The organism is Geodermatophilus amargosae, from assembly GCF_900116515.1.
GTDB lineage: Bacteria > Actinomycetota > Actinomycetes > Mycobacteriales > Geodermatophilaceae > Geodermatophilus > Geodermatophilus amargosae.
In genome coordinates, this window is sequence record NZ_FPBA01000006.1 from 70,909 (window position 1) to 88,804 (window position 17,896).

Genomic DNA, 17,896 nt, shown 5'->3' on the forward strand with positions numbered 1-17,896 from the left:
CCGGGAGGGACGGCGGCCGGGATCGCGCGGGGGTGCTGTCGTTCAGCGCCGGCGACGGCCGGCCAGGACGGCCAGGACGGCCAGCAGGAGCGCGGCGGCGGCCGCCGGAGCGGGACCGCTGCTGCGCAGTGCGCCCGCCGGGTGCAGCCGTGCGCGCCGCGTGCCCAGCAGCGCCGAGCCGGCCGCCGAGTCGACGTCGGCCCCGAGGCTGAGCACCCGCCCGGACGGCCCGTCGAGCCGGGCGGTCAGCCCATTGGCGGCCAGCGTGTCGGCCACCCTGGCCAGCTCGGCGCGACCGGGGGAGGCCTGTGTCGCCGCCCCGCCGGCCACGCGGACCGCGGCGAACAGCCGCCGGACGTCCGGGGAGGTGACCTCGATCTCCGCGCCCGACGCCTGCACCCGCACGGGGACGCCGTCGACCTCGACGGACAGGTCGGCGGTGACGTCGAGGGCGCGCTCCGGGGGACGGCCGCCCTCCGGGGTCATCCCCGGCTGGCGTTCTCGGCGGTGGTGATCCGCAGGGTGCCGTTGAGCCGCCAGATGGCGCGCGGCGCCTCGGGCCCGGTCTCGCGCGGCACCTCGACGATCATGTCGACGAACTCGTAGTTGATCGCCGCGCCCTTGCCGGTGAGGTAGGACCACATCTCCTTGCCGAGGTCGGCGAAGCTGGTCGTCTCGTGGGACTTGATGTCGCGCGTGCCCGTCGCGGCGTCGCGGGTGGTCGTGTCGGGGACGGTCATGGCGGACTCCTCTGCTCGGCGTTCCGGTCTGCTGAGCCCTACCCCCGGGGGGCGGTTGCACACGACACGACCGCGCGCGATGCGGTCGCCCTGGGGCTCAGGCCGGCGTCATCCGGACCGGGATGCTCTCCCACGCGCGCAGGGTGTTGTTGTGGTGCCGCACCGTGGGGCCGGCGAGCTCGATCGTCCGCACCCGGCGGGCCAGCGCGGTGAGCAGCGACTCGGCCTCCAGCCGCGCCACGTGCTGGCCGACGCACTGGTGGATGCCCATGCCGAAGCCGACGTGCCCGGACGGGTCGCGGAAGAGGTCGAAGGCGTCGGGGTCGGCCCAGCGGCGCGGGTCGCGGTTGGCCGCGGCAAGGAACATCAGGATCTTGCGGCCCTCGGGGACGACGGTGTCGCCGATCCGCACGTCGGTGGTGGCGGTGCGGAAGAACGTCTGCACCGGCGACTCCCAGCGCACCGCCTCGTCGAAGGCGACGCGGGACAGGGACGGGTCCGACCGCAGCCGCGCCCACTGGTCGGGATGGGTGGCGAACGCGTAGAGGACGGCGGACAGCCCGTGCACCGTGGTGTCGACGCCGGCGGTCAGCAGCGAGCGGACGACCAGCGGCGCCATCTCCGGCGTGATGTCACCGCGGTCGCTGGCCGCCCAGATGTCGGCACCGAACCCCTCGGGCGCCAGTGCCTCCCGCCGGCACTGCGCGGCCACCCAGCCCGACAGCTCGGCAACCCGGGGCGCCCCCTTGGCCACCAGGTCGTTGGACGGGCCGAAGGCGTTGAACGCGTGGTCGCCGTAGGGCAGCAGGTTCTCCCGCCCCTCCTGGCCGATGCCCACCGCGTCGGGGAAGACCCGCAGCGGGAAGACCGAGGTCAGCGCGGGGACGGCGTCGAACTCGGTCCCGGCGGCGAGCACCTCGTCCACCAGCGCCTCGGCGTCGGCCCGCCAGCGCTCGTGCAGCCGGCGCAGCGCCCGGGGCCCGAGCACCTTCTGCAGCACCCGGCGGGGGGCGTCGTGCCGCGGCGGGTCGGCCTCGAGCAGCAGGCTCGGCGGCCGCCACGGCTCCTCGTACCGGAAGTTGGACATGCCGACGCCGGCCGCCGACTGGAAGCCCTGCCAGTCGACCAGCGCCGCGTGCACCTCGTCGTACCGCGCCATCGCGAAGACGTCGTGGCGGGACAGGAGCACGACCGGGCCGGCGTCGCGCAGCTCGGCGTGCATCGGCAGCGGGTCCTCGAGCACCTCGTGGGAGAACGGGTCGACGTCGCTGGTGGGGACGGTCGCGGTGGTGGCGGTCGCGGTGGTGGCGGTCGCGGTGGTGGCGGTCGCGGTGGTGACGGTCATGGGGACTCCGGTCAGAGGTCGAGGACGAGGCGGTCGTCCAGGGAGCGGGACACGCACACGTACATGCAGTCGCCGGCGGCCCGCTCGTCGTCGTCGAGCAGGGCGTCGCGGTGGTCGGGACGGCCGGCCAGGACCGTCGTCTCGCAGGTGCCGCACACCCCGCGCCGGCAGGAGGACAGCACCTCGACGCCGACCCGGTCGAGCGCCTCGAGGACCGTGCTGCCCGGGTCCACGGTCACGGTCGTCCCCGTGCGGGCGAGCTCGACCTCGAACGGTGCGGTGCGCGCCGGGGCACCGCCGTCCGCGGCGACGAAGCGCTCGGTGCGCAGCGTGTACGGCGGCCACTCCGCGCACGCGGCCTCCATGGCGGCGAGCAGGGGAGCGGGGCCGCAGGAGTAGACCCGGACGCCGGGCCGCGGTCCGCCGAGGAAGCCGGCCAGGTCGAGCAGGCCGGTCTCGTCCTGCGGCCGGACCAGCACGCGCTCGCCGTGGGCGGACAGCTCGTCGAGGAACGCCATCGACCGCCGGGTCCGGCCGCCGTAGAGCAGCCGCCAGTCGGCGCCGAGCATCTCGGCCTGGCGCACCATCGGCAGCAGCGGCGTGATGCCGATGCCACCGGCCACGAACAGGTACGTGTCCGCGGGCACCAGGGGGAAGTTGTTGCGCGGGCCGCCGATCCCGACCACGTCGCCCACCGCGAGCTCGCGGTGCACGTACGCCGAGCCGCCGCGGCTCTCCGGCTCGAGCAGCACCCCGACGCGGTAGGTGGTGGGGTCGAAGCGGTCGCCGCACAGCGAGTACTGCCGGGTGAGCCCGTTGGGGAGCACGAGGTCGACGTGCGAGCCCGGCGTCCAGTCCCGCAGCCGCCCGCCCGACGGCGCGGCGAGGTCGAGGGTGAGGACGCCCTCGGCCTGCACCTGCTTGCCGACGACGCGCAGCGTGGCGACGTCGGCGCCGGCCGGGGCGACGGCGGGGGTGGTGACGGTCACGACAGAAGCGTGGACCCCGGAGGTGTGACGTGGACAACGCCGTCTCAATGGACGAGAGTCACGTCGTGCCGCGCACCGCGACGGGGGAGTCCTCGCTGTCCCGCGCCGTCCGCGTCCTCGAGGCGTTCACGTCCGACGAGCCGGAGCTGAGCGTCACCGAGGTCGCCCGCCGGGCCGGCCTGCACGTGGCGACGGCGTCGCGGATCGTCGGGCAGCTCGCCGGGCACGGCCTGCTCGAGCGGGCGCCCGACCGCCGCGTGCGGATCGGCGTGCGGATGTGGGAGCTGGCCTCCCGGGCCTCGCCCACCCGCTCGCTGCGCGACGCCGCGATGCCCTACCTGGAGGACCTGCACGCCGTCGTCGGCCACCACGCGCAGCTCGCGGTCCGGGACGGGGACGACGTGCTCTTCCTCGAGCGGCTGTCGGCGCGCGACGCCGTCGTCAACTTCTCGCGGATCGCCGGGCGGCTGCCGGTGCACCTCTCGTCGTCGGGGGTCGTGCTGCTCGCCTACGGCCCGGCAGACCTGCAGGAGCGGGTGCTGGCGGGATCGCTGGAGCGCTACACCGCCGCGACGGTCACCTCACCGGCACGGCTGCGGGCGCTGCTCGAGCAGGTGCGCCGGCAGGGGTGGGCGCTGCTGGCCGGGCACGTGCACGCCGACGCCACCGGCGTCGCGGTGCCGGTGCGCAACGGGCTCGGCGAGGTGGTCGCGGCGCTGTCGGTGATCGTGCCGAACGACGACCGTGCGCCCTCGGCGGTGCCGGTGCTGCTCGCCGCCGCCCGCGGCATCGGGCGTGCCCTGGGTGTCGGTGGCGGCTCCTAGCCTGCGCGCATGGAGACCCGGGTGGTGGCGTGGCGGCGGACCGACGAGGACGCCGGGCACAGCCTGGCGCGCGTCGAGCCTCGGGCCGGCGGATGGCTGTTCCACGGCACCGAGGTGCTGGCCGGTCCGGAGACCCTGCTCGCCTGCTCGTTCCGGGTGGAGGTCGACGACGCGTGGGCGACCCGCCGGGTCGCGGTGTCGTCGGTGTCCGCCGAGGGCGAGCGGCGCCTGCTCCTGACCGCCGACGACGACCGCCGGTGGAAGCGCGACGGCGAGCGGGCGCCGGAGCTCGACGGCTGCGTGGACGTCGACGTCGCCGCCACCCCGCTGACCAACACCCTCCCGATCCGGCGGCTGGCGGCGCTGGCCGCCGGGCAGGAGGTGACCACCCCGGTGGCCTGGGTCGACGTCCCGGCCCTCGGGGTGACCCGGGTCGACCAGACCTACCGCCGGCTGGGCCCGTCGGCGTGGCGGTACGCCGACGACGCGCACGGCGCCTTCGAGCTCACCGTCGACGACGACGGCCTGGTCGTCGAGTACACCGGCATGGCCACCCGCGTCGCGGGCGGTGGCGGAGCGGAGTAGGACCGGGGCATGGAACTCCAGGACGCCGTCGTCGTGGTCACCGGGGCGGGCAGCGGCATCGGTGCCGCGCTGGCCCGCCGCTCCGCCGCCGAGGGCGCGGCCGCCGTCGTCGTGAGCGACCGGGACGGCGACGCCGCGCAGCGGGTCGCGGCCGAGATCGGCGGGACATCGGACACCACCGACGTCACCGACGAGGCCGCCGTCGCGGCGCTGGTCGGGCGGACGCTGGACGCGCACGGGCGGATCGACCTGTTCTGCTCCAACGCCGGCGTCTTCTCCGGCGGCGGGGTGGAGACGCCGACCGCCGTGTGGGAGCAGGTCTTCGCCGTCAACGTGCTCGCCCACGTGTACGCGGCCCGCGCCGTGCTCCCGTCGATGCTCGAGCGGGGCAGCGGGTACCTGCTCAACGTGGCCTCGGCGGCCGGCCTGCTCACCACGCCCGGCGACGCCCCGTACACCGTGACCAAGCACGGCGCCGTCGCGTTCGCGGAGTGGCTGGCGGTCACCTACGGCGACCGAGGCATCGGCGTCAGTGCCCTCTGCCCGCTCGGGGTGGCCACGCCGCTGCTGCTCGACCCGCTCGAGCAGGGCGAGGCCGCGGCGGCGGTGGTGGTGGCGTCGGGGCAGGTCATCACACCCGAGGACGTCGCGCAGTCGGTGGTCGAGGGGCTCGCCGACGAGCGCTTCCTGATCCTGCCGCACCCGGAGGTGGGCACCTACTGGGCGCAGAAGGCCGCCGACCCCGGCCGCTGGATCGCCGGCGTGCGGAAGCTGGTGCGGAACACGACACGGGACCGCTAGCCGCGCCGGCGGGCCGCCGCCTCGATCCCCACGGCCACCCGTCCCTCGGGGTCGAGGCGTTCCAGGACCGCTCCCGCGATCGCCTCCAGCTGGGACACCTGCTCGGGGGTCAGGGCGTCGAAGACGTGCTCGCGGACGGTGGCCAGGTGACCCGGCGCGGTCTCCCGCACCTTCGCCCAGCCGTCGGCGGTGAGGCGCGCGTTGGTCGCCCGCCCGTCGTACGGACAGGGGGCCCGCTCGACCAGGCCGCGCTCCTCGAGCCGGCGCACGACGTGCGACAGGCGGGGGAGCGTCGCGTTGGTGCGGGTGGCCAGCTCGGTCATGCGCAGGGTGCGCTGCGGCGCCTCCGACAGCATCGCGAGCACGTGGTAGTCGAAGTGGGTCAGCGCGGCGTCGCGGCGCAGCTGGCCGTCGAGGACGCCGGGCAGCAGCTCCACCACGGCGACGAGGCGCAGCCACGCCGCCATCTCGTCGTCGGTCAGCCACCGGGGTTCCACGACGGCATCGTCCCACCCGGGTACTTGTAGCTTCAAGTGTCGGGGGCTAGGGTCATCGCTTGTAGCTACAAGCGACTGGGAGGTCTGCATGACCCTCACCCTCGGCGCGGACCTCGTGTCCCCGGTGCCGGCAGCGACGGTGCGCACCCGCGTGACCGTGCCGCTGCGCTTCCCCGACGGGTACGTGACGACGGCCGAGGTGCTCACCTTCGACGGGCTCGCCGACGGCCGGGAGCACCTGCTGCTCGGGCTCGGTGACTGGCGCGGCGCGCTGGCGCGCTCGGCGGCCGGGGGCGAGGCGCCGCTGGTCCGCCCGCACAGCGAGTGCCTCACCGGCGACGTCTTCGGCTCGGAGCGCTGCGACTGCGGTCCCCAGCTGCGCGAGGCGGCCGAGCGGATCGCCGGGGCCGGCGGCTTCCTGCTCTACCTGCGCCAGGAGGGTCGCGGCATCGGCCTGTACGCCAAGCTCGACGCCTACGCCCTGCAGGACGCCGGCCTCGACACCTACGAGGCCAACCTCGCGCTGGGCCGCGGCGAGGACGAGCGCGACTACACCGCCGCGGCGCAGATGCTGCAGGCGGTGGGCGCCGACCGCGTGCGGCTGCTGTCGAACAACCCCGACAAGGCAGCAGGGCTGGACCTGCTCGGCGTCGAGGTGACCGAGCGGGTGCCCACCGGCGTCCACCTGTCGCCGGCCAACGCCCGCTACCTCGCCGTCAAGCGCGACCACACCGCGCACACCCTCGACCTGTCGCTCGCGGGCTGACCGGTGCCGGCGACCGCCGAGGCCGACGCGGGCATCCAGCCGCGCCACCCCGTCGCCGCACACCTGCGGCAGGTCGCCGGGCTCGGCCCGCACCGGCCCTGGACGCCCGACGACGGCCCGCTGCCGGCGCTGCACCTCAGCCACGGGGCCGCGATCGACGGCTTCTCCATCGGCCTGGCCCGGCGGTCGTTCCCGGTCCCCTGAGCCCGGGCGCCGCCGAGCGGTCACCTGTCGCGGACTCCGTCGACCGGGGCGGCCCCCCTGCAAGGTCCCCCGCGAGCGTGCGAGCGGACGGGGGCAGGGGGGTCCTTCCTCAGTTGATGACGTGCAGCTGGTCGATCCAGACGATCTCCCAGGCGTTGCCGTCCGGGTCGGCGAAGCTGCCGGTGTAGCTGGCGTCCTCCTCGCGCGGGGGCAGCCCCGGCCGGCCGCCGGCGGCCGCCGCCTTCCCGACCAGGTCGTCGACCTCGGCACGGCTGTCCGCGGTGAGGGCGTGCACCGCCGTGGGCGCCTGGGCGGGATCGCCCGCGTCACCGGGCAGCAGCGCGGCGAAGCGTTCCCGGGTCTGCAGCGACAGCACGAGCTCGTCGCCCAGCACCACCGCGGCCTCGCCCTCGTCGGAGGAGGTCTCCTCGATGCGGAAGCCGAGCGCCTCGTAGAAGGCGCGCGCGGTCGCGAGGTCGCGCACCGGCAGCTTGACGAACAGCATGCTCACGACGTCGCCCCGCGCCCCAGCTCGGCGAAGGTGTCGGCCACCCAGTCGGCGACGAACGTGCTCACGTACGGCAGGTGGTCCAGGCCGATGTGCTCGGTCGCGCCCTCCTCCGGGGTGAACACGCGCAGCTCCCGCTTGGGGGAGTTGACCGCCTGGTCGTAGGAGCGGTGCGCCATCTCCAGCGGGATCTGCCGGTCGTTGGCGCCGTGGGCGACCAGGAACGGCACGGTGATCTGCTCGACGACGCCCTCGAGGTTGACCTGGTCGGCGAAGTCGAGGAAGCCGTCGAGGTCGTTCTCGTCGCCGTCGACACCCCACACCCAGAGGACGTGCTCCCAGTAGTGCGGCACCGGCCGCTCGCCCTCGCGCTGGCGGCGACGGCGCTGCACCGCGCCCCAGTCGTGGTTGGCGCCCCACGCCACGCAGAGGGCGAAGCGCTTCTCGAACGCCGCCGCCCGCGGGGCGTAGTACCCGCCCAGCGACCAGCCGACGATGCCGATGCGGTCCCCGTCGACGTCGGACCGGGCCTGCAGGAAGTCGACCGCCGCCGCGCCCCACGCCTCGGTGTCGACCCGGGCGGTCAGCCCCTGCAGCCGCAGGGCCTCGCCGGTGCCGGGCTGGTCGAGCATCAGGCAGGAGATGCCGCGGGCGGCCAGCTCCTCCCAGTGGTTGGAGGCGTACATGTGCTCCTTGGTGGAGTCCAGCCCGTTGACCAGCACGACCACCGGAACCGGGCCGTCGTCGGCGGCCGGCGCGGAGGAGAAGTAGGCCGGCAGCGTCGTCCCCTCGTAGGGCACCTCCACCCGGGACACCCGCGGGCTGTGCGTCTCGAACGCCCGCTGCGCGATCTCCAGCATCCGCCGGTAGGTCGGCACCCGGTTCGGGTCGGAGTGCGCGAGCATCCGCTCGGCCTGCGCCAGGTAGTTGCTGGCGCGGAACCACAGCTGCCCGGCGGTGCGGACGTGCCCCGCCTTCTCCGCCTCCTCGGCCTGGCCGGCGAGCTGGTCGGTCAGCGCGGTCCAGGCGCGCAGGAAGTCCGGCGTCCCGGCGTCCTCGCCGGCGTTCGCGGCGTCCTTGATCGGCCGGCAGGCGCGGTCGACCTCGTCGATGAGCCCGCCGGAGTTCAGCGTGGCGACCACGCTGAGGTTCCAGGTGTAGGGGCCGGTGGGGAAGTACTCGAACACGGTGGTTCCTCTCAGGGGTGTGCGGCCGGCGCCGCGGCGGTCATCGCGTCGCTGATCGACTTCACGCCGCCGTGGGCGGTCATGCCGCCGTCGACGGGGATCTCGGCGCCGGTGATGAAGGAGGCGCCGTCGCCGAGGAGGAAGGCCACCAGGGGCGCCACCTCGTCGACGGTGCCGGTGCGGCCGAGCGGGGTCTCGGCGACGTTGGCGTCGCGGAACGCCGGTGCCGCCGAGGCGGTCATCGGCGTCTCGATGTAGCCGGGGTGCACGGTGTTGACCCGGATGCCGCGCGGGCCCAGCTCCAGGCAGGCCGCCTTCGCCAGCCCGCGCAGCGCCCACTTCGACGCCGTGTAGGCCACCGGGTAGTGGCCGGTCAGCGCCGCCACCGAGCCGACGACGACGATCGAGCCGCCGGTGGTCATCAGCGGGGTGAGCGCCTGGATGCCCAGCAGGGTGCCGGTGACGTTCACCTCGGTGACCCGCGCGAGGTCGGCGGGGTCGAGGTCGCCCAGCCGCGCCCGCCAGGTGGTCCCGGCGTTGGCCACGAGTCCGTGCACCCGGCCGTGCTCGCGCCGCAGGTCGTCGGCCAGGGCGGTCCAGCCGTCGGCGTCGGTGACGTCGAGCTGCCGGTAGGCGGCGCCGCCGAGGTCCTCGGCCGGCTCGCCGGTCAGGTCGCAGCCGACGACGACGGCGCCCTCGGCCGCGAGCAGGCGCGCCTCGGCGGCACCCTGCCCGCGGCCGGCGCCGGTGACGACGACGACCCTCCCGGCGAGCGTCACGCCGTGCGCGTGCGCGTGCGCGGTCGCGGCCGGGCGGCCCGGACCGGCGGCAGCTCCACGCCCTCGACGACGCGGTTGCGGATGGTGCCGATGCCCTCGACGGTCATCTCCACCACGTCGCCGGGCCGCAGCGGACCCGGGGCCGCCTCGCCGCGCCGGCCCCACAGCTCGGCCAGGCAGCCGCCGTTGCCGCAGGTGCCCGAGCCGAGCACGTCGCCCGCGCGCACCTCGGTCCCGCGCGAGGCGTAGGAGATGAGCTCCTCGAACGGCCAGCCCATGTTGGAGAGCAGGTCCTGGCCGATCTCGGTGCCGTTGACGCTCACCCGCATGTCCAGCTGCAGGAAGCCCTCGTCGTCGCGGTGGGGCTCGAGCTCGTCGGCGGTCACCAGCCACGGCCCGAGGGTCGTGGCGGAGTCCTTGCCCTTGGCCGGACCCAGCCGGACGGCCATCTCGCGGAACTGCAGGTCGCGGGCGGACCAGTCGTTGAGGATCGTGTAGCCGAAGACGTGGTCGCGGGCCTGCTCCGGGGAGATGGAGGCGCCGTCCCGGCCGACGACGACGGCGACCTCGAGCTCGAAGTCGAAGCGCTGCGAGCCCGGGGGCACCGCCACGTCGTCGTGCGCGCCGACCAGCGCGTACGGGTTCGTGAAGTAGAAGGTCGGGGCCTGGTACCACTCGGGCACGACCTCCTCGCCGTTGCCGGCGACGATGCCCTCCACGTGCTCCTCGAACGCGACGAAGTCGCGCACGGTCGGCGGCGCCAGCGGCGGGAGCAGCCGGACGGAGTCCAGCGGCACCGCGGGCCCGCGCAGCGCCTCGGCGCCGGCCTCCAGCGCGGCCGGAAGCCCCGCCCGGACGAGGTCGAGCACCGTCGTCCGGGCGGGGAGCGCGTGGAGCCCGGCGTCGGAGACGACGCCGGCGGTGACCCGGCCGTCGGCCTCCCAGGTGGCGAACCGCATCAGACCGGAGGAGCGACGAAGAGACCCTTGTCGGGGTCGTTGAACGACTTCTGCGCGACGAACTCGTTCATCGCGTTCGCGGTGCCCCACTGGTCGCTGACCTCGGGGTTGCTGATGTCGTACACGTGCGGGTGCCAGGTGTCCTCGTCGACCAGCTCCAGCTCGGTCGTGTACTCGACGGTGTTGCCGTGCGGGTCGAGGAAGTAGCTGAAGGTGTTGTTCCCCGCCATGTGCCGGCCGGGTCCCCAGATCTTCTCGACGCCGGCGCGCAGCAGGCGACCGGTGCCGCGCATGTACTCGTCGATGCCGCGCATCTCGAACGAGGCGTGGTGCAGCGAGGGGTGCGGGCCGCGGGCGATGGCCACGCTGTGGTGCCAGGCGTTGATCCGCATGAACCACATCATGTCGCCCATGCGCGGGTGCACGAGGGTGTCCGACAGGGCGAAGGCCAGGTGCTTCTCGTAGAAGGCGCGGGTGCCCTCGGGGTCGGCGGAGTTGAGGACGACGTGCGAGAGGCGCACCGGGATCGACTCGCCCTCCTCGATCTTCCGGTGCTGCCGGACGGCGACGTCGGAGCTGATCTCGACCGTGCGGCCCTCGTTGTCGAAGAAGCGGAAGCCGTACCCGCCACCGGGGGTCTGCAGGGTGCCGGGCTCGCTGACGAGCTGCACGCCGTCGGCGGCGACCTGCGCGGCGAGGGTGTCGACGTCGGCCGGGGTCGCCGCACCGAAGGAGATGAGGTCGATCCGCTTGTCGGTGGCCTGCCGCAGCCGGACGACGTACTGCTCGGGCGACCCCTCGGCCGCCAGGAACGCGATCCCCGAGTCGCTGTGCTCGGCGGTCAGGCCCCAGGTGTCGGTGTAGAAGTCGAGCTGCTTGCCGAGGTCGGGCACGGCCAGGTCGACGTGCCGCAGGTGGGTGATCAGGCGCTGGGTCATGGTCTCTCCTGAGGGGCCTCCGTCGTGGTGGAGGCCGTTCGGGTTCAGGCGGGCTGGGCGACGAGCTGAGCGATGGAGCGCATCAGGCTCGGGATGTCGCCCTGGACGTGGTCGAGCTGCCACTGGGCGAGCTGGTTGCTGGCGTCGACGACGGTCTTCGCGCGGTCGAACCGGCGGGCGTGGAAGGCGTCCCACAGGTCCTGGTCGAGCGCGTCGCGGGTGCGCAGCAGGTCGGTGAGGGCGTAGGCGTCCTCGAGCGCCATCGCCCCGCCCTGCGCGATGGTCGGCGGGCAGGTGTGCGCGGCGTCGCCGATCAGCACGACGCGGCCGCGGTTCCACGGCGCCGGCAGCACGTGCGTCTCGAACCAGGTGTAGTTCACCCGGGACGGGTCGGTGAGCTGCTCGCGGATCTCGTCCCACGGCCCGTGGTAGGCCGCGGCGAGCTCCTTCATCGTGGCCAGCTGCTCCTCGGGCGTGAGCGTGGAGCGGTCCTGCGCGGGCTCGACGATGTAGGCGTAGAGCGAGTCCTCGCTGGTCGGGCAGTAGCCGGCGATGAACGAGGGCCCACCGTAGTACAGGTCGGTGCGGGTGACGCTCGCCGGCCGGGGGCCGAACGCCCGCCAGATGCCCATGCCGACCGGCCGGGTCTCCAGCTCCACGCCGATCGCGCGGCGGGTCCACGAGCGCAGCCCGTCGGCGCCGACGACGAGGTCGTAGCGGCCGGTCGAGCCGTCAGCGAAGGTGACGTCGACGCCGGTGTCGTCCTGGGTGAGGGCGGTGTGGGTGGTCCCGCACCGCACCTCCACACCCACCTCGGCGGCGCGTTCGGTGAGGATGCGCGCCAGCTCCGGGCGGGGCATGCCCATGGCGGCGGGCAGGTCGGGGCCGCCGGTGCGCGCGTCGGGGATCTCGGCGACGATGCTGCCGGCCGGGTCCGGCGCCCGGATGCCGGTGACGTCGAAGGCGTAGCCCGCGGCCTGCACCTGCTCCCAGACGCCGAGGTTGCGCAGCTCGCGCAGCGCGTTGCCCTGCAGCGTGATGCCGGAGCCGAGGGCTGCGGTGTCCGGCTTGATCTCGACCAGGTCCACGGCGATGCCGGCCTCGGCCAGGCGGATCGCGGTGGCGGCGCCGGCGAGACCGGCCCCGACGACGAGGACGGTGCTGACGGCGGGCACGGGGGCCTCCCTCACTTGACGGCGATCGGGTTGACCGGTGCGCCGACGGCGCCGGTCACGGGCAGGGGGGCGGCGGTGAGCCAGAAGTCGTAGACGCCGTCGGTCGCGCAGTCGGCGGCGAGCGCGTCGAGGTCCCACATCTCGCCGATGAACAGGCCCATGTTCGGGATGGCGACCTGGTGCAGCGGCTGGAAGGCCTCGTCGAACTCGTTGGGCCGGACCTCGAAGCCCCACGTGTCGGTGGCGACGCCGGCGATCTCGGTGCCGTGCAGCCAGTCGGCGGTGGTGAACGACAGGCCGGGGGCGGCGCCGCCGGCGTAGTCGCCCCAGCCACGCCCCTCGGCGATGTCGCGGCGGGCACGGGTGAGCCGGCCGGTGCGCACGAGCAGCAGGTCACCGCGACCGACGCGCGCGGACCCGCCCTGTGCGGCGATCGTCGCCTCGAGGTGCTCGGTGGTGATGGCGAAACCGTCGGGCAGCTCGCCGTCGGTGCCGATGGCCCGTCCCACGTCGAGCAGCACCCCGCGGCCGGCGATCAGCGAGGCGACGGTCTCGATGCCGGTCACCGAGTCGCCCATGCTGGTGACGACGTCGCCGGCGCGGCGGCCGTTCCAGGCGTAGCCGTGGTCGAAGATGTGCCCGAGGCCGTCCCACTGGGTCGAGCACTGCAGCGGCATGGCGATGACGTCGTCCGCGCCGCCGATCCCGTGCGGGAAGCCCTGGACGCCCCGCTCGGCGTCGGTGCCGGTGTCGGTCATCGTGTGCACCGGGTTCGTGCGGCGCCGCCAGCCCTTCTGCGGGCCGTCCGTGTCGAAGGTCTGCGACAGCGAGAAGCTCACGCCCCGGCGGACGAGCGCCGCACCCTCGCGCCGCTTGGCGTCGTCGAGGAAGTTCAGCGTGCCGAGGACGTCGTCGGCACCCCACCGGCCCCAGTTGGAGACGCGCTTCGCCGTCGCGGCGATCGCCCCCTCGGGGTCGCTGCGGTCGAGGCGGTCCGGGAACTCGTGCACGGTCCCGACAGTGGTGCAGCCCACAGGGGTGAGGGAAGACGAGATGTCTGATGTGCGGCATCGACGACGTCGATAGCGTGGGCCGGTGAACATCGCGAGCCTGGATCTCAACCTGCTCGTGTCGCTCGACGCGCTGCTCCAGCAGCGCAGCGTCACGCGGGCCGCGGCGCAGATGGGGCTCAGCCAACCGGCTCTCTCGGCGTCGCTGGCCCGGCTCCGCCGCCACTTCGACGACGAGCTGCTCACCCGCGTCGGCAACGAGTACCGCCTCACGCCGCTCGCGGTCCAGCTCCGGGAGCTCGCCCGGATCGCCCTCTCGGGTGTCGAGCGGGTGTTCTCCGCCCAGCTGGAGTTCGACCCGGCGTCGTCGACCCGCGAGTTCACCCTGTTGGTCAGCGACTACGTCGTCACGGTGCTCGGTGACACGGTCACCCGCCTGCTGGCCGAGGAGGCGCCGCACACCCGGCTGCGGCTGAGCACGCACTCGCCGGCGATCGTGGACCGGGCGGAGCAGGCACTGCTGTCCGCCGACCTCCTCTTCCTGCCGCCCGGGTTCCTGACCGACCTGTCCCGCCGCGACCTGTACCGCGACGAGTGGGTCTGCGTGGTGGCCGCCGACAACCCCGTCGCGGACGCGGGCCTGACCGTCGACGACCTGGAGACCCTCCCGTGGGTGGCCACGTACCACGGGCCGACGGCGTCGACCCCGGCCGCGCGCCAGATGCGCATGCTGGGGATCGAGCCGCGTGTCCAGGTGGTGACCGAGAGCTTCCTGACCGTGCCCGCGCTGGTCTCCGGCAGCGACCGGATCGCGCTGCTGCAGCGCAAGCTGGTCGACCTGCTGCCCCTCGACACCGGCATCCGGGCGCTGCCGTGCCCCTTCGACGCCGGACCGCTCATCGAGGCGATGTGGTGGCACCCGGTCTTCGACGACGACCCCGAGCACGCCTACCTCCGTGACCTGGTCGTGCGGGCGGCCGCTCTGGCGGTGGGAGGGCAGCCGGTGGGTATCGATCTGGTCGATGACGCGTAGCACAACTAGTGATTTCCGCTCGACGTACGGCGTCCTGACACTCCTCCTCCAGTGATGCCGGTCACCGGGACCGGCACGCCCGTCGATGGAGACGCCCGTGTCGGAGAACGTCCTGAGCACCGAGCGGCCGGCCGAGGAGCCGCTGGCCGGCGAGATCGCCGTCGATCCCGCCACGGGGCGGCCGGCCGGCCGTGCCCAGGCGCTGGTCCTGCTCCTCTCCAGCTGCCTGGCCGTCCTGGGCGCCGTGCTGCTCGCGCCCGTGCTGCCCCGCATCCAGGACGCCTTCGCCACCCCGGGGGTCGAGGCGCTGGCGCCGGTCGTGCTGACCGCGCCGGCGCTGGTCATCGGCCTCACCGCGATGATCGCCGGCCGGATCGTCGACCGGGTGGGCCGCAAGCGCCTGCTCGTCGGCGCGCTCGTCGTCTACGCCTTCGTGGGCACCGCGCCCCTGTGGCTGCCCTCGTTGGAGCTCATCGTGGCCAGCCGCGTGCTCCTCGGCCTCACCGAGGCGGCGATCATGACCTGCTGCACGACCCTGCTGGCCGACTACTTCCACGGCTCCCAGCGGGAGCGGTACTTCGGCCTCCAGGTGGTCTTCACCACCGTTGCCGCGACGGTCTTCTTCGGGGTCGGCGGCGCGCTGGGCGCGGCGGACTGGCGGACGCCCTTCTGGCTGTACGCGGTCAGCCTGCCGCTCGCCGTCGCCGCGGCCAAGCTGATCTGGCAGCCGGCCCCGCGGGTGCAGGCGGCAGCACGCGCCCAGAAGCTGCCGGCCCTGCCGTGGCGCCGGCTCGCCGCGCCCATCGGCGTGTCCCTGGTGGGTGGGCTGGTCTTCTACGTCCTGATCGTCCAGCTGTCCTTCAAGCTCGACGACATCGGCGTCGAGTCCACGGCGGTCATCGGTGCCGCCAGCGCGATCGCGTCGGTGGGCACCGCGGTCGGTGGGATCCTCTTCGGCCGGCTGGCCAGGCGCGGTCCGGCGGTCCTCGTGCCGCTCGCCTTCGCCGTCTCCGGCGTCGGCATCGTCGGACTCGGCCTGTCCTCGGCGGTCCCCGCGGTGATCGCGTTCGCCGTGATCACCGGTTTCGGCAACGGACTGATCCTGCCGTCCCTGCTCACCTGGGCCCTCGGCTCGCTGAGCTTCGAGCAGCGCGGCCGGGGCACCGGTGTCTGGACGTCTGCCTTCTTCATCGGGCAGTTCTTCTGCCCGCTGGTCGTCCTCGCGCTCACCGGCGCCCTCGGCGGTCTCGGCACCGCGCTGGCCCTCCTCGGCGCGGTGAGCCTGGCGGCCGCGGCCGGCGTGCGGTTCGCCCGGCCGACCCCGGTGGCCGCCGCGCACTGACGCCGCGCTCCCGGTGCCCCCGGCCCGCTGCGCGCGGGCCGGGGGCACCGTCAGCGGCGGATGCCCTTGCGGGCGCCGATCGCGGCGGTGACGAGGAAGGCGGCCAGGCCGACGACGACCAGCCAGAACAGGCCCTCCACCACCCACCCGATGACGGTCACGACGATCCAGACGACCAGCAGCAGGCCGAGCAGTCGCAGCAGCACGGGGACCTCCGGACGCCGATGGGTGGGCGGTCCGGCCAGCCTAGGCCCGGGCGTGTGCGCTGACGCCGCCTTCCGCCGCCCGGGATGCCGCGCCGGCGCACACGCTCGGCGCGCGGCCCGGCCGCACGGGTCGGTCACTCCCGCAGGAGCGTGACCTCCTCCAGGTCCATCTCGTGCTGCACCCGCCGGAAGACCTCGTCGTCGATGCGCCGCTGGTCGCGGTACCGGACGAACACCTCGCGCTCGGCCTCGAGCATCGCCCGGCGCAGCCGCCGGTAGACCGCGCTCGGCGTGTCCCCGCCGCCCGCGATCGGCCCGCCCAGCCGCTCCCACGCCGCGTTGGTGCGCGCCTCCACGCGCTGCCGCAGCTCGGCCACGGTGGCGGCGTGCAGCGGGTCGCCGTCGTCGAGGTCGTCGAGCCGGGCCACGGCGGCCCGGCCGGCGTCGTTCTGCGCCTGCGCTTCCGCCAGGGCGTCGGAGGCCTCCTCCGAGCCCTGCACACCGAGCCGCCGGATGAGCGCGGGCAGCGTCAGCCCGTGCAGCAGCAGGGTGCCCACCGTGACCACGAAGGTCAGGAAGACGACCTCGTCGCGGCCCGGGAAGGGCGCGCCGGACATGGTGGTCAGCGGGATGCCGGCCGCCGCGGCCAGCGAGACCACGCCGCGCATCCCCGCCCAGGACACGACCGCGGCGTGCCGCCAGGACGGCGACGTCCAGCCCGGCCGGCGGCGGGCCAGGGGCCGCAGGTAGGTGGTGGGGAAGACGAACGCCACGCGGGCGACCAGCGCCACGAGCACCAGCAGCAGACCGACCGCCGTCAGCGTGCCCACCGCCGGGCCGACGCCGCGGACCACCGCGGTCAGCTGCAGGCCGATGAGCGCGAACACCGTCGCCTCGAGGACGGTGTCGGCCGCCTGCCAGACCGCGCGGTCCTGGATCCGGGCCACCGGGTGGGCGGCGGGGGAGCGGTGCCCGAGGTAGAGGCCGGCCAGCACGACGGCGAGGACGCCGGAGGCGTGCACCTCCTCGGCGACGACGAAGCCGACGAAGGGCACCAGCAAGCCGAGCGCGCTCTCCAGGACGCCGTCGTGCAGCAGCCGTCGCAGCCGGTGCACCAGCCACCCCAGCGCCCAGCCGATCGCGGCGCCGCCGACGGCGGCGAGCACGAAGACGCCGAGCCCCTCCGCGATGCCGTAGCCGGCCCCCGCGGCGACGGCGACGGCGACCCGGTAGGCGGTCAGCGCGGTCGCGTCGTTGACCAGGCTCTCGCCGCCCAGGATGGTCATCACCTTGCGCGGCAGGCCGAGCTGGCGGCCGACGGCGGTGGCCGCGACGGCGTCCGGCGGGGCGACGACGGCGCCGAGCACCAGCGCCGACACCAGGGGCAGCCCCGGCACCAGCCACCAGGCGGCCAGCCCGACGGCGACCGCCGTGAGCAGCACCGCCCCCACGGCGAGCATGCCGATCGGCCGCAGGTTGGCCCGCAGCCGCAGGTAGGAGCTGTCCAGCGCCGCGGAGTACAGCAGCGGCGGCAGGACCAGCGTGAGGATCAGCTCGGGGTCCAGCGCGTAGTCGGGGACGCCGGGTACGGCCGACACGGCGAGCCCGACGAGCACGAGCAGCAGGGGTGGGGAGACGCCGAGCCGCCGGGCGAGCGCGCTGACGGCGAAGGACCCGGCGAGCAGGCCGACGAGCGGCAGCTCCATCAGACCAGCGCCTGGTCCACGTAGCACCAGCGCCAGGACTCACCCGGCTCGACCGACCGGATCAGCGGGTGCCCGCTGGCGCCGGAGTGGGCGGTGGCGTGCCGGTTCGGCGAGGAGTCGCAGCAGGCCACGTGCCCGCAGGACAGGCACATCCGCAGGTGCACCCACCGGCTGCCGATGGCCAGGCAGTCGGTGCAGCCCTCGGCCGAGTCCGCCGTCACGTCCTGGACCTGGTCCAGGTGCCCGCAGGTCGTCATCGCGGTCCCCCTCTTCGTCGCACTCGGTCACGGGGAGTCGACCAC

22 protein-coding genes are annotated in these 17,896 nt (G+C 74.6%); 7 read left to right on the plus strand and 15 right to left on the minus strand.

Features of this window, described 5'->3' with window-relative positions; translation table 11 throughout:
* Positions 1 to 42: 42 nt before the first annotated feature.
* The 4 genes from BM414_RS10705 to BM414_RS10720 form a co-directional block, all read right to left on the minus strand.
* Positions 43 to 486 carry a hypothetical protein gene (locus BM414_RS10705; RefSeq protein ID WP_093579428.1) on the minus strand — a complete coding sequence of 148 codons (444 nt, stop codon included), beginning with the start codon at positions 484 to 486 and terminating at the stop codon, positions 43 to 45.
* Entirely contained in the window at positions 483 to 740 is a 258-nt protein-coding gene (locus BM414_RS10710) for a hypothetical protein (RefSeq protein WP_217644662.1), read from the minus strand. Before BM414_RS10710 ends, BM414_RS10705 begins: the two co-directional genes overlap by 4 nt.
* A gap of 97 nt (positions 741 to 837) precedes the next feature.
* Entirely contained in the window at positions 838 to 2,085 is a 1,248-nt protein-coding gene (locus tag BM414_RS10715; protein WP_093579429.1) for a cytochrome P450, read from the minus strand.
* Between the two features lie 11 nt (positions 2,086 to 2,096).
* The gene (locus BM414_RS10720; protein WP_093579430.1) at positions 2,097 to 3,074 is read right to left on the minus strand and encodes a PDR/VanB family oxidoreductase; all 978 of its coding nucleotides are present in this window, start codon (positions 3,072 to 3,074) and stop codon (positions 2,097 to 2,099) included.
* Between the two features lie 65 nt (positions 3,075 to 3,139).
* On the opposite strand from BM414_RS10720, the gene BM414_RS10725 reads away from it, so the two are divergent.
* From BM414_RS10725 to BM414_RS10735, 3 genes are read left to right on the plus strand one after another with little or no spacing between them, the layout of a single operon-like run.
* Positions 3,140 to 3,898, plus strand: a complete 759-nt coding sequence (locus BM414_RS10725; RefSeq protein ID WP_217644663.1) for an IclR family transcriptional regulator — start codon at positions 3,140 to 3,142, stop codon at positions 3,896 to 3,898.
* Between the two features lie 9 nt (positions 3,899 to 3,907).
* Entirely contained in the window at positions 3,908 to 4,483 is a 576-nt protein-coding gene (locus BM414_RS10730; protein WP_093579431.1) for a putative glycolipid-binding domain-containing protein, read from the plus strand.
* Positions 4,484 to 4,492: 9 nt separating this feature from the next.
* Entirely contained in the window at positions 4,493 to 5,284 is a 792-nt protein-coding gene (locus tag BM414_RS10735; RefSeq protein WP_093579432.1) for an SDR family oxidoreductase, read from the plus strand.
* Here the strand turns inward: BM414_RS10735 and BM414_RS10740 are convergent.
* The gene (locus tag BM414_RS10740; protein WP_245784635.1) at positions 5,281 to 5,781 is read right to left on the minus strand and encodes a MarR family winged helix-turn-helix transcriptional regulator; all 501 of its coding nucleotides are present in this window, start codon (positions 5,779 to 5,781) and stop codon (positions 5,281 to 5,283) included. The two genes, BM414_RS10735 and BM414_RS10740, sit on opposite strands and share 4 nt — an antisense overlap.
* Positions 5,782 to 5,869: 88 nt before the next feature.
* Here BM414_RS10740 and BM414_RS10745 point away from each other — a divergent pair, with 88 nt between their 5' ends.
* Both BM414_RS10745 and BM414_RS10750 read left to right on the plus strand, forming a co-directional pair.
* A complete protein-coding gene (locus BM414_RS10745) occupies positions 5,870 to 6,547 on the plus strand; it encodes a GTP cyclohydrolase II (protein ID WP_093579433.1) in 678 nt (225 codons plus the stop codon).
* Positions 6,548 to 6,550: 3 nt separating this feature from the next.
* Positions 6,551 to 6,751: a hypothetical protein gene (locus tag BM414_RS10750; protein ID WP_093579434.1), complete on the plus strand. Its 201-nt coding sequence runs from the start codon at positions 6,551 to 6,553 to the stop codon at positions 6,749 to 6,751.
* 109 nt (positions 6,752 to 6,860) lie between these two features.
* Here BM414_RS10750 and BM414_RS10755 read toward each other — a convergent pair whose 3' ends face one another.
* From BM414_RS10755 to BM414_RS10785, 7 genes are read right to left on the minus strand one after another with little or no spacing between them, the layout of a single operon-like run.
* A complete protein-coding gene (locus BM414_RS10755; RefSeq protein WP_245784647.1) occupies positions 6,861 to 7,256 on the minus strand; it encodes a VOC family protein in 396 nt (131 codons plus the stop codon).
* A gap of 2 nt (positions 7,257 to 7,258) precedes the next feature.
* A complete protein-coding gene (locus tag BM414_RS10760) occupies positions 7,259 to 8,446 on the minus strand; it encodes an alpha/beta hydrolase family protein (RefSeq protein WP_093579436.1) in 1,188 nt (395 codons plus the stop codon).
* A gap of 11 nt (positions 8,447 to 8,457) precedes the next feature.
* The gene (locus BM414_RS10765; RefSeq protein WP_093579437.1) at positions 8,458 to 9,225 is read right to left on the minus strand and encodes an SDR family NAD(P)-dependent oxidoreductase; all 768 of its coding nucleotides are present in this window, start codon (positions 9,223 to 9,225) and stop codon (positions 8,458 to 8,460) included.
* Positions 9,222 to 10,184, minus strand: coding sequence for a fumarylacetoacetate hydrolase family protein (locus BM414_RS10770; RefSeq protein ID WP_093579438.1), 963 nt, complete (start codon positions 10,182 to 10,184; stop codon positions 9,222 to 9,224). The genes BM414_RS10765 and BM414_RS10770 overlap by 4 nt, the downstream gene beginning before the upstream one ends.
* Positions 10,184 to 11,122 carry a VOC family protein gene (locus BM414_RS10775; protein WP_093579439.1) on the minus strand — a complete coding sequence of 313 codons (939 nt, stop codon included), beginning with the start codon at positions 11,120 to 11,122 and terminating at the stop codon, positions 10,184 to 10,186. Before BM414_RS10775 ends, BM414_RS10770 begins: the two co-directional genes overlap by 1 nt.
* A gap of 44 nt (positions 11,123 to 11,166) precedes the next feature.
* Entirely contained in the window at positions 11,167 to 12,297 is a 1,131-nt protein-coding gene (locus BM414_RS10780) for an FAD-dependent oxidoreductase (RefSeq protein WP_093579440.1), read from the minus strand.
* Between the two features lie 11 nt (positions 12,298 to 12,308).
* Complete coding sequence (locus BM414_RS10785; RefSeq protein WP_093579441.1) at positions 12,309 to 13,307, minus strand: cyclase family protein; 999 nt, start codon at positions 13,305 to 13,307, stop codon at positions 12,309 to 12,311.
* 85 nt (positions 13,308 to 13,392) lie between these two features.
* On the opposite strand from BM414_RS10785, the gene BM414_RS10790 reads away from it, so the two are divergent.
* Complete coding sequence (locus tag BM414_RS10790; protein ID WP_093579442.1) at positions 13,393 to 14,340, plus strand: LysR family transcriptional regulator; 948 nt, start codon at positions 13,393 to 13,395, stop codon at positions 14,338 to 14,340.
* 97 nt (positions 14,341 to 14,437) lie between these two features.
* Entirely contained in the window at positions 14,438 to 15,682 is a 1,245-nt protein-coding gene (locus BM414_RS10795) for an MFS transporter (RefSeq protein WP_217644664.1), read from the plus strand.
* Positions 15,683 to 15,732: 50 nt separating this feature from the next.
* On the opposite strand, the gene BM414_RS29300 is transcribed toward BM414_RS10795, so the two are convergent.
* The 3 genes from BM414_RS29300 to BM414_RS10805 all read right to left on the minus strand — a co-directional run bounded on the left by BM414_RS29300 (position 15,733) and on the right by BM414_RS10805 (position 17,851).
* Positions 15,733 to 15,888 (minus strand): hypothetical protein, encoded by a 156-nt coding sequence (locus tag BM414_RS29300; RefSeq protein WP_175551539.1) that lies wholly within the window; start codon positions 15,886 to 15,888, stop codon positions 15,733 to 15,735.
* A gap of 134 nt (positions 15,889 to 16,022) precedes the next feature.
* On the minus strand, positions 16,023 to 17,594 hold the full coding sequence (locus BM414_RS10800; RefSeq protein WP_175551540.1) for a Na+/H+ antiporter: 1,572 nt from the start codon (positions 17,592 to 17,594) through the stop codon (positions 16,023 to 16,025).
* The gene (locus BM414_RS10805) at positions 17,594 to 17,851 is read right to left on the minus strand and encodes a ubiquitin carboxyl-terminal hydrolase 14 (protein ID WP_093579444.1); all 258 of its coding nucleotides are present in this window, start codon (positions 17,849 to 17,851) and stop codon (positions 17,594 to 17,596) included. The genes BM414_RS10800 and BM414_RS10805 overlap by 1 nt, the downstream gene beginning before the upstream one ends.
* Positions 17,852 to 17,896: the final 45 nt, after the last annotated feature.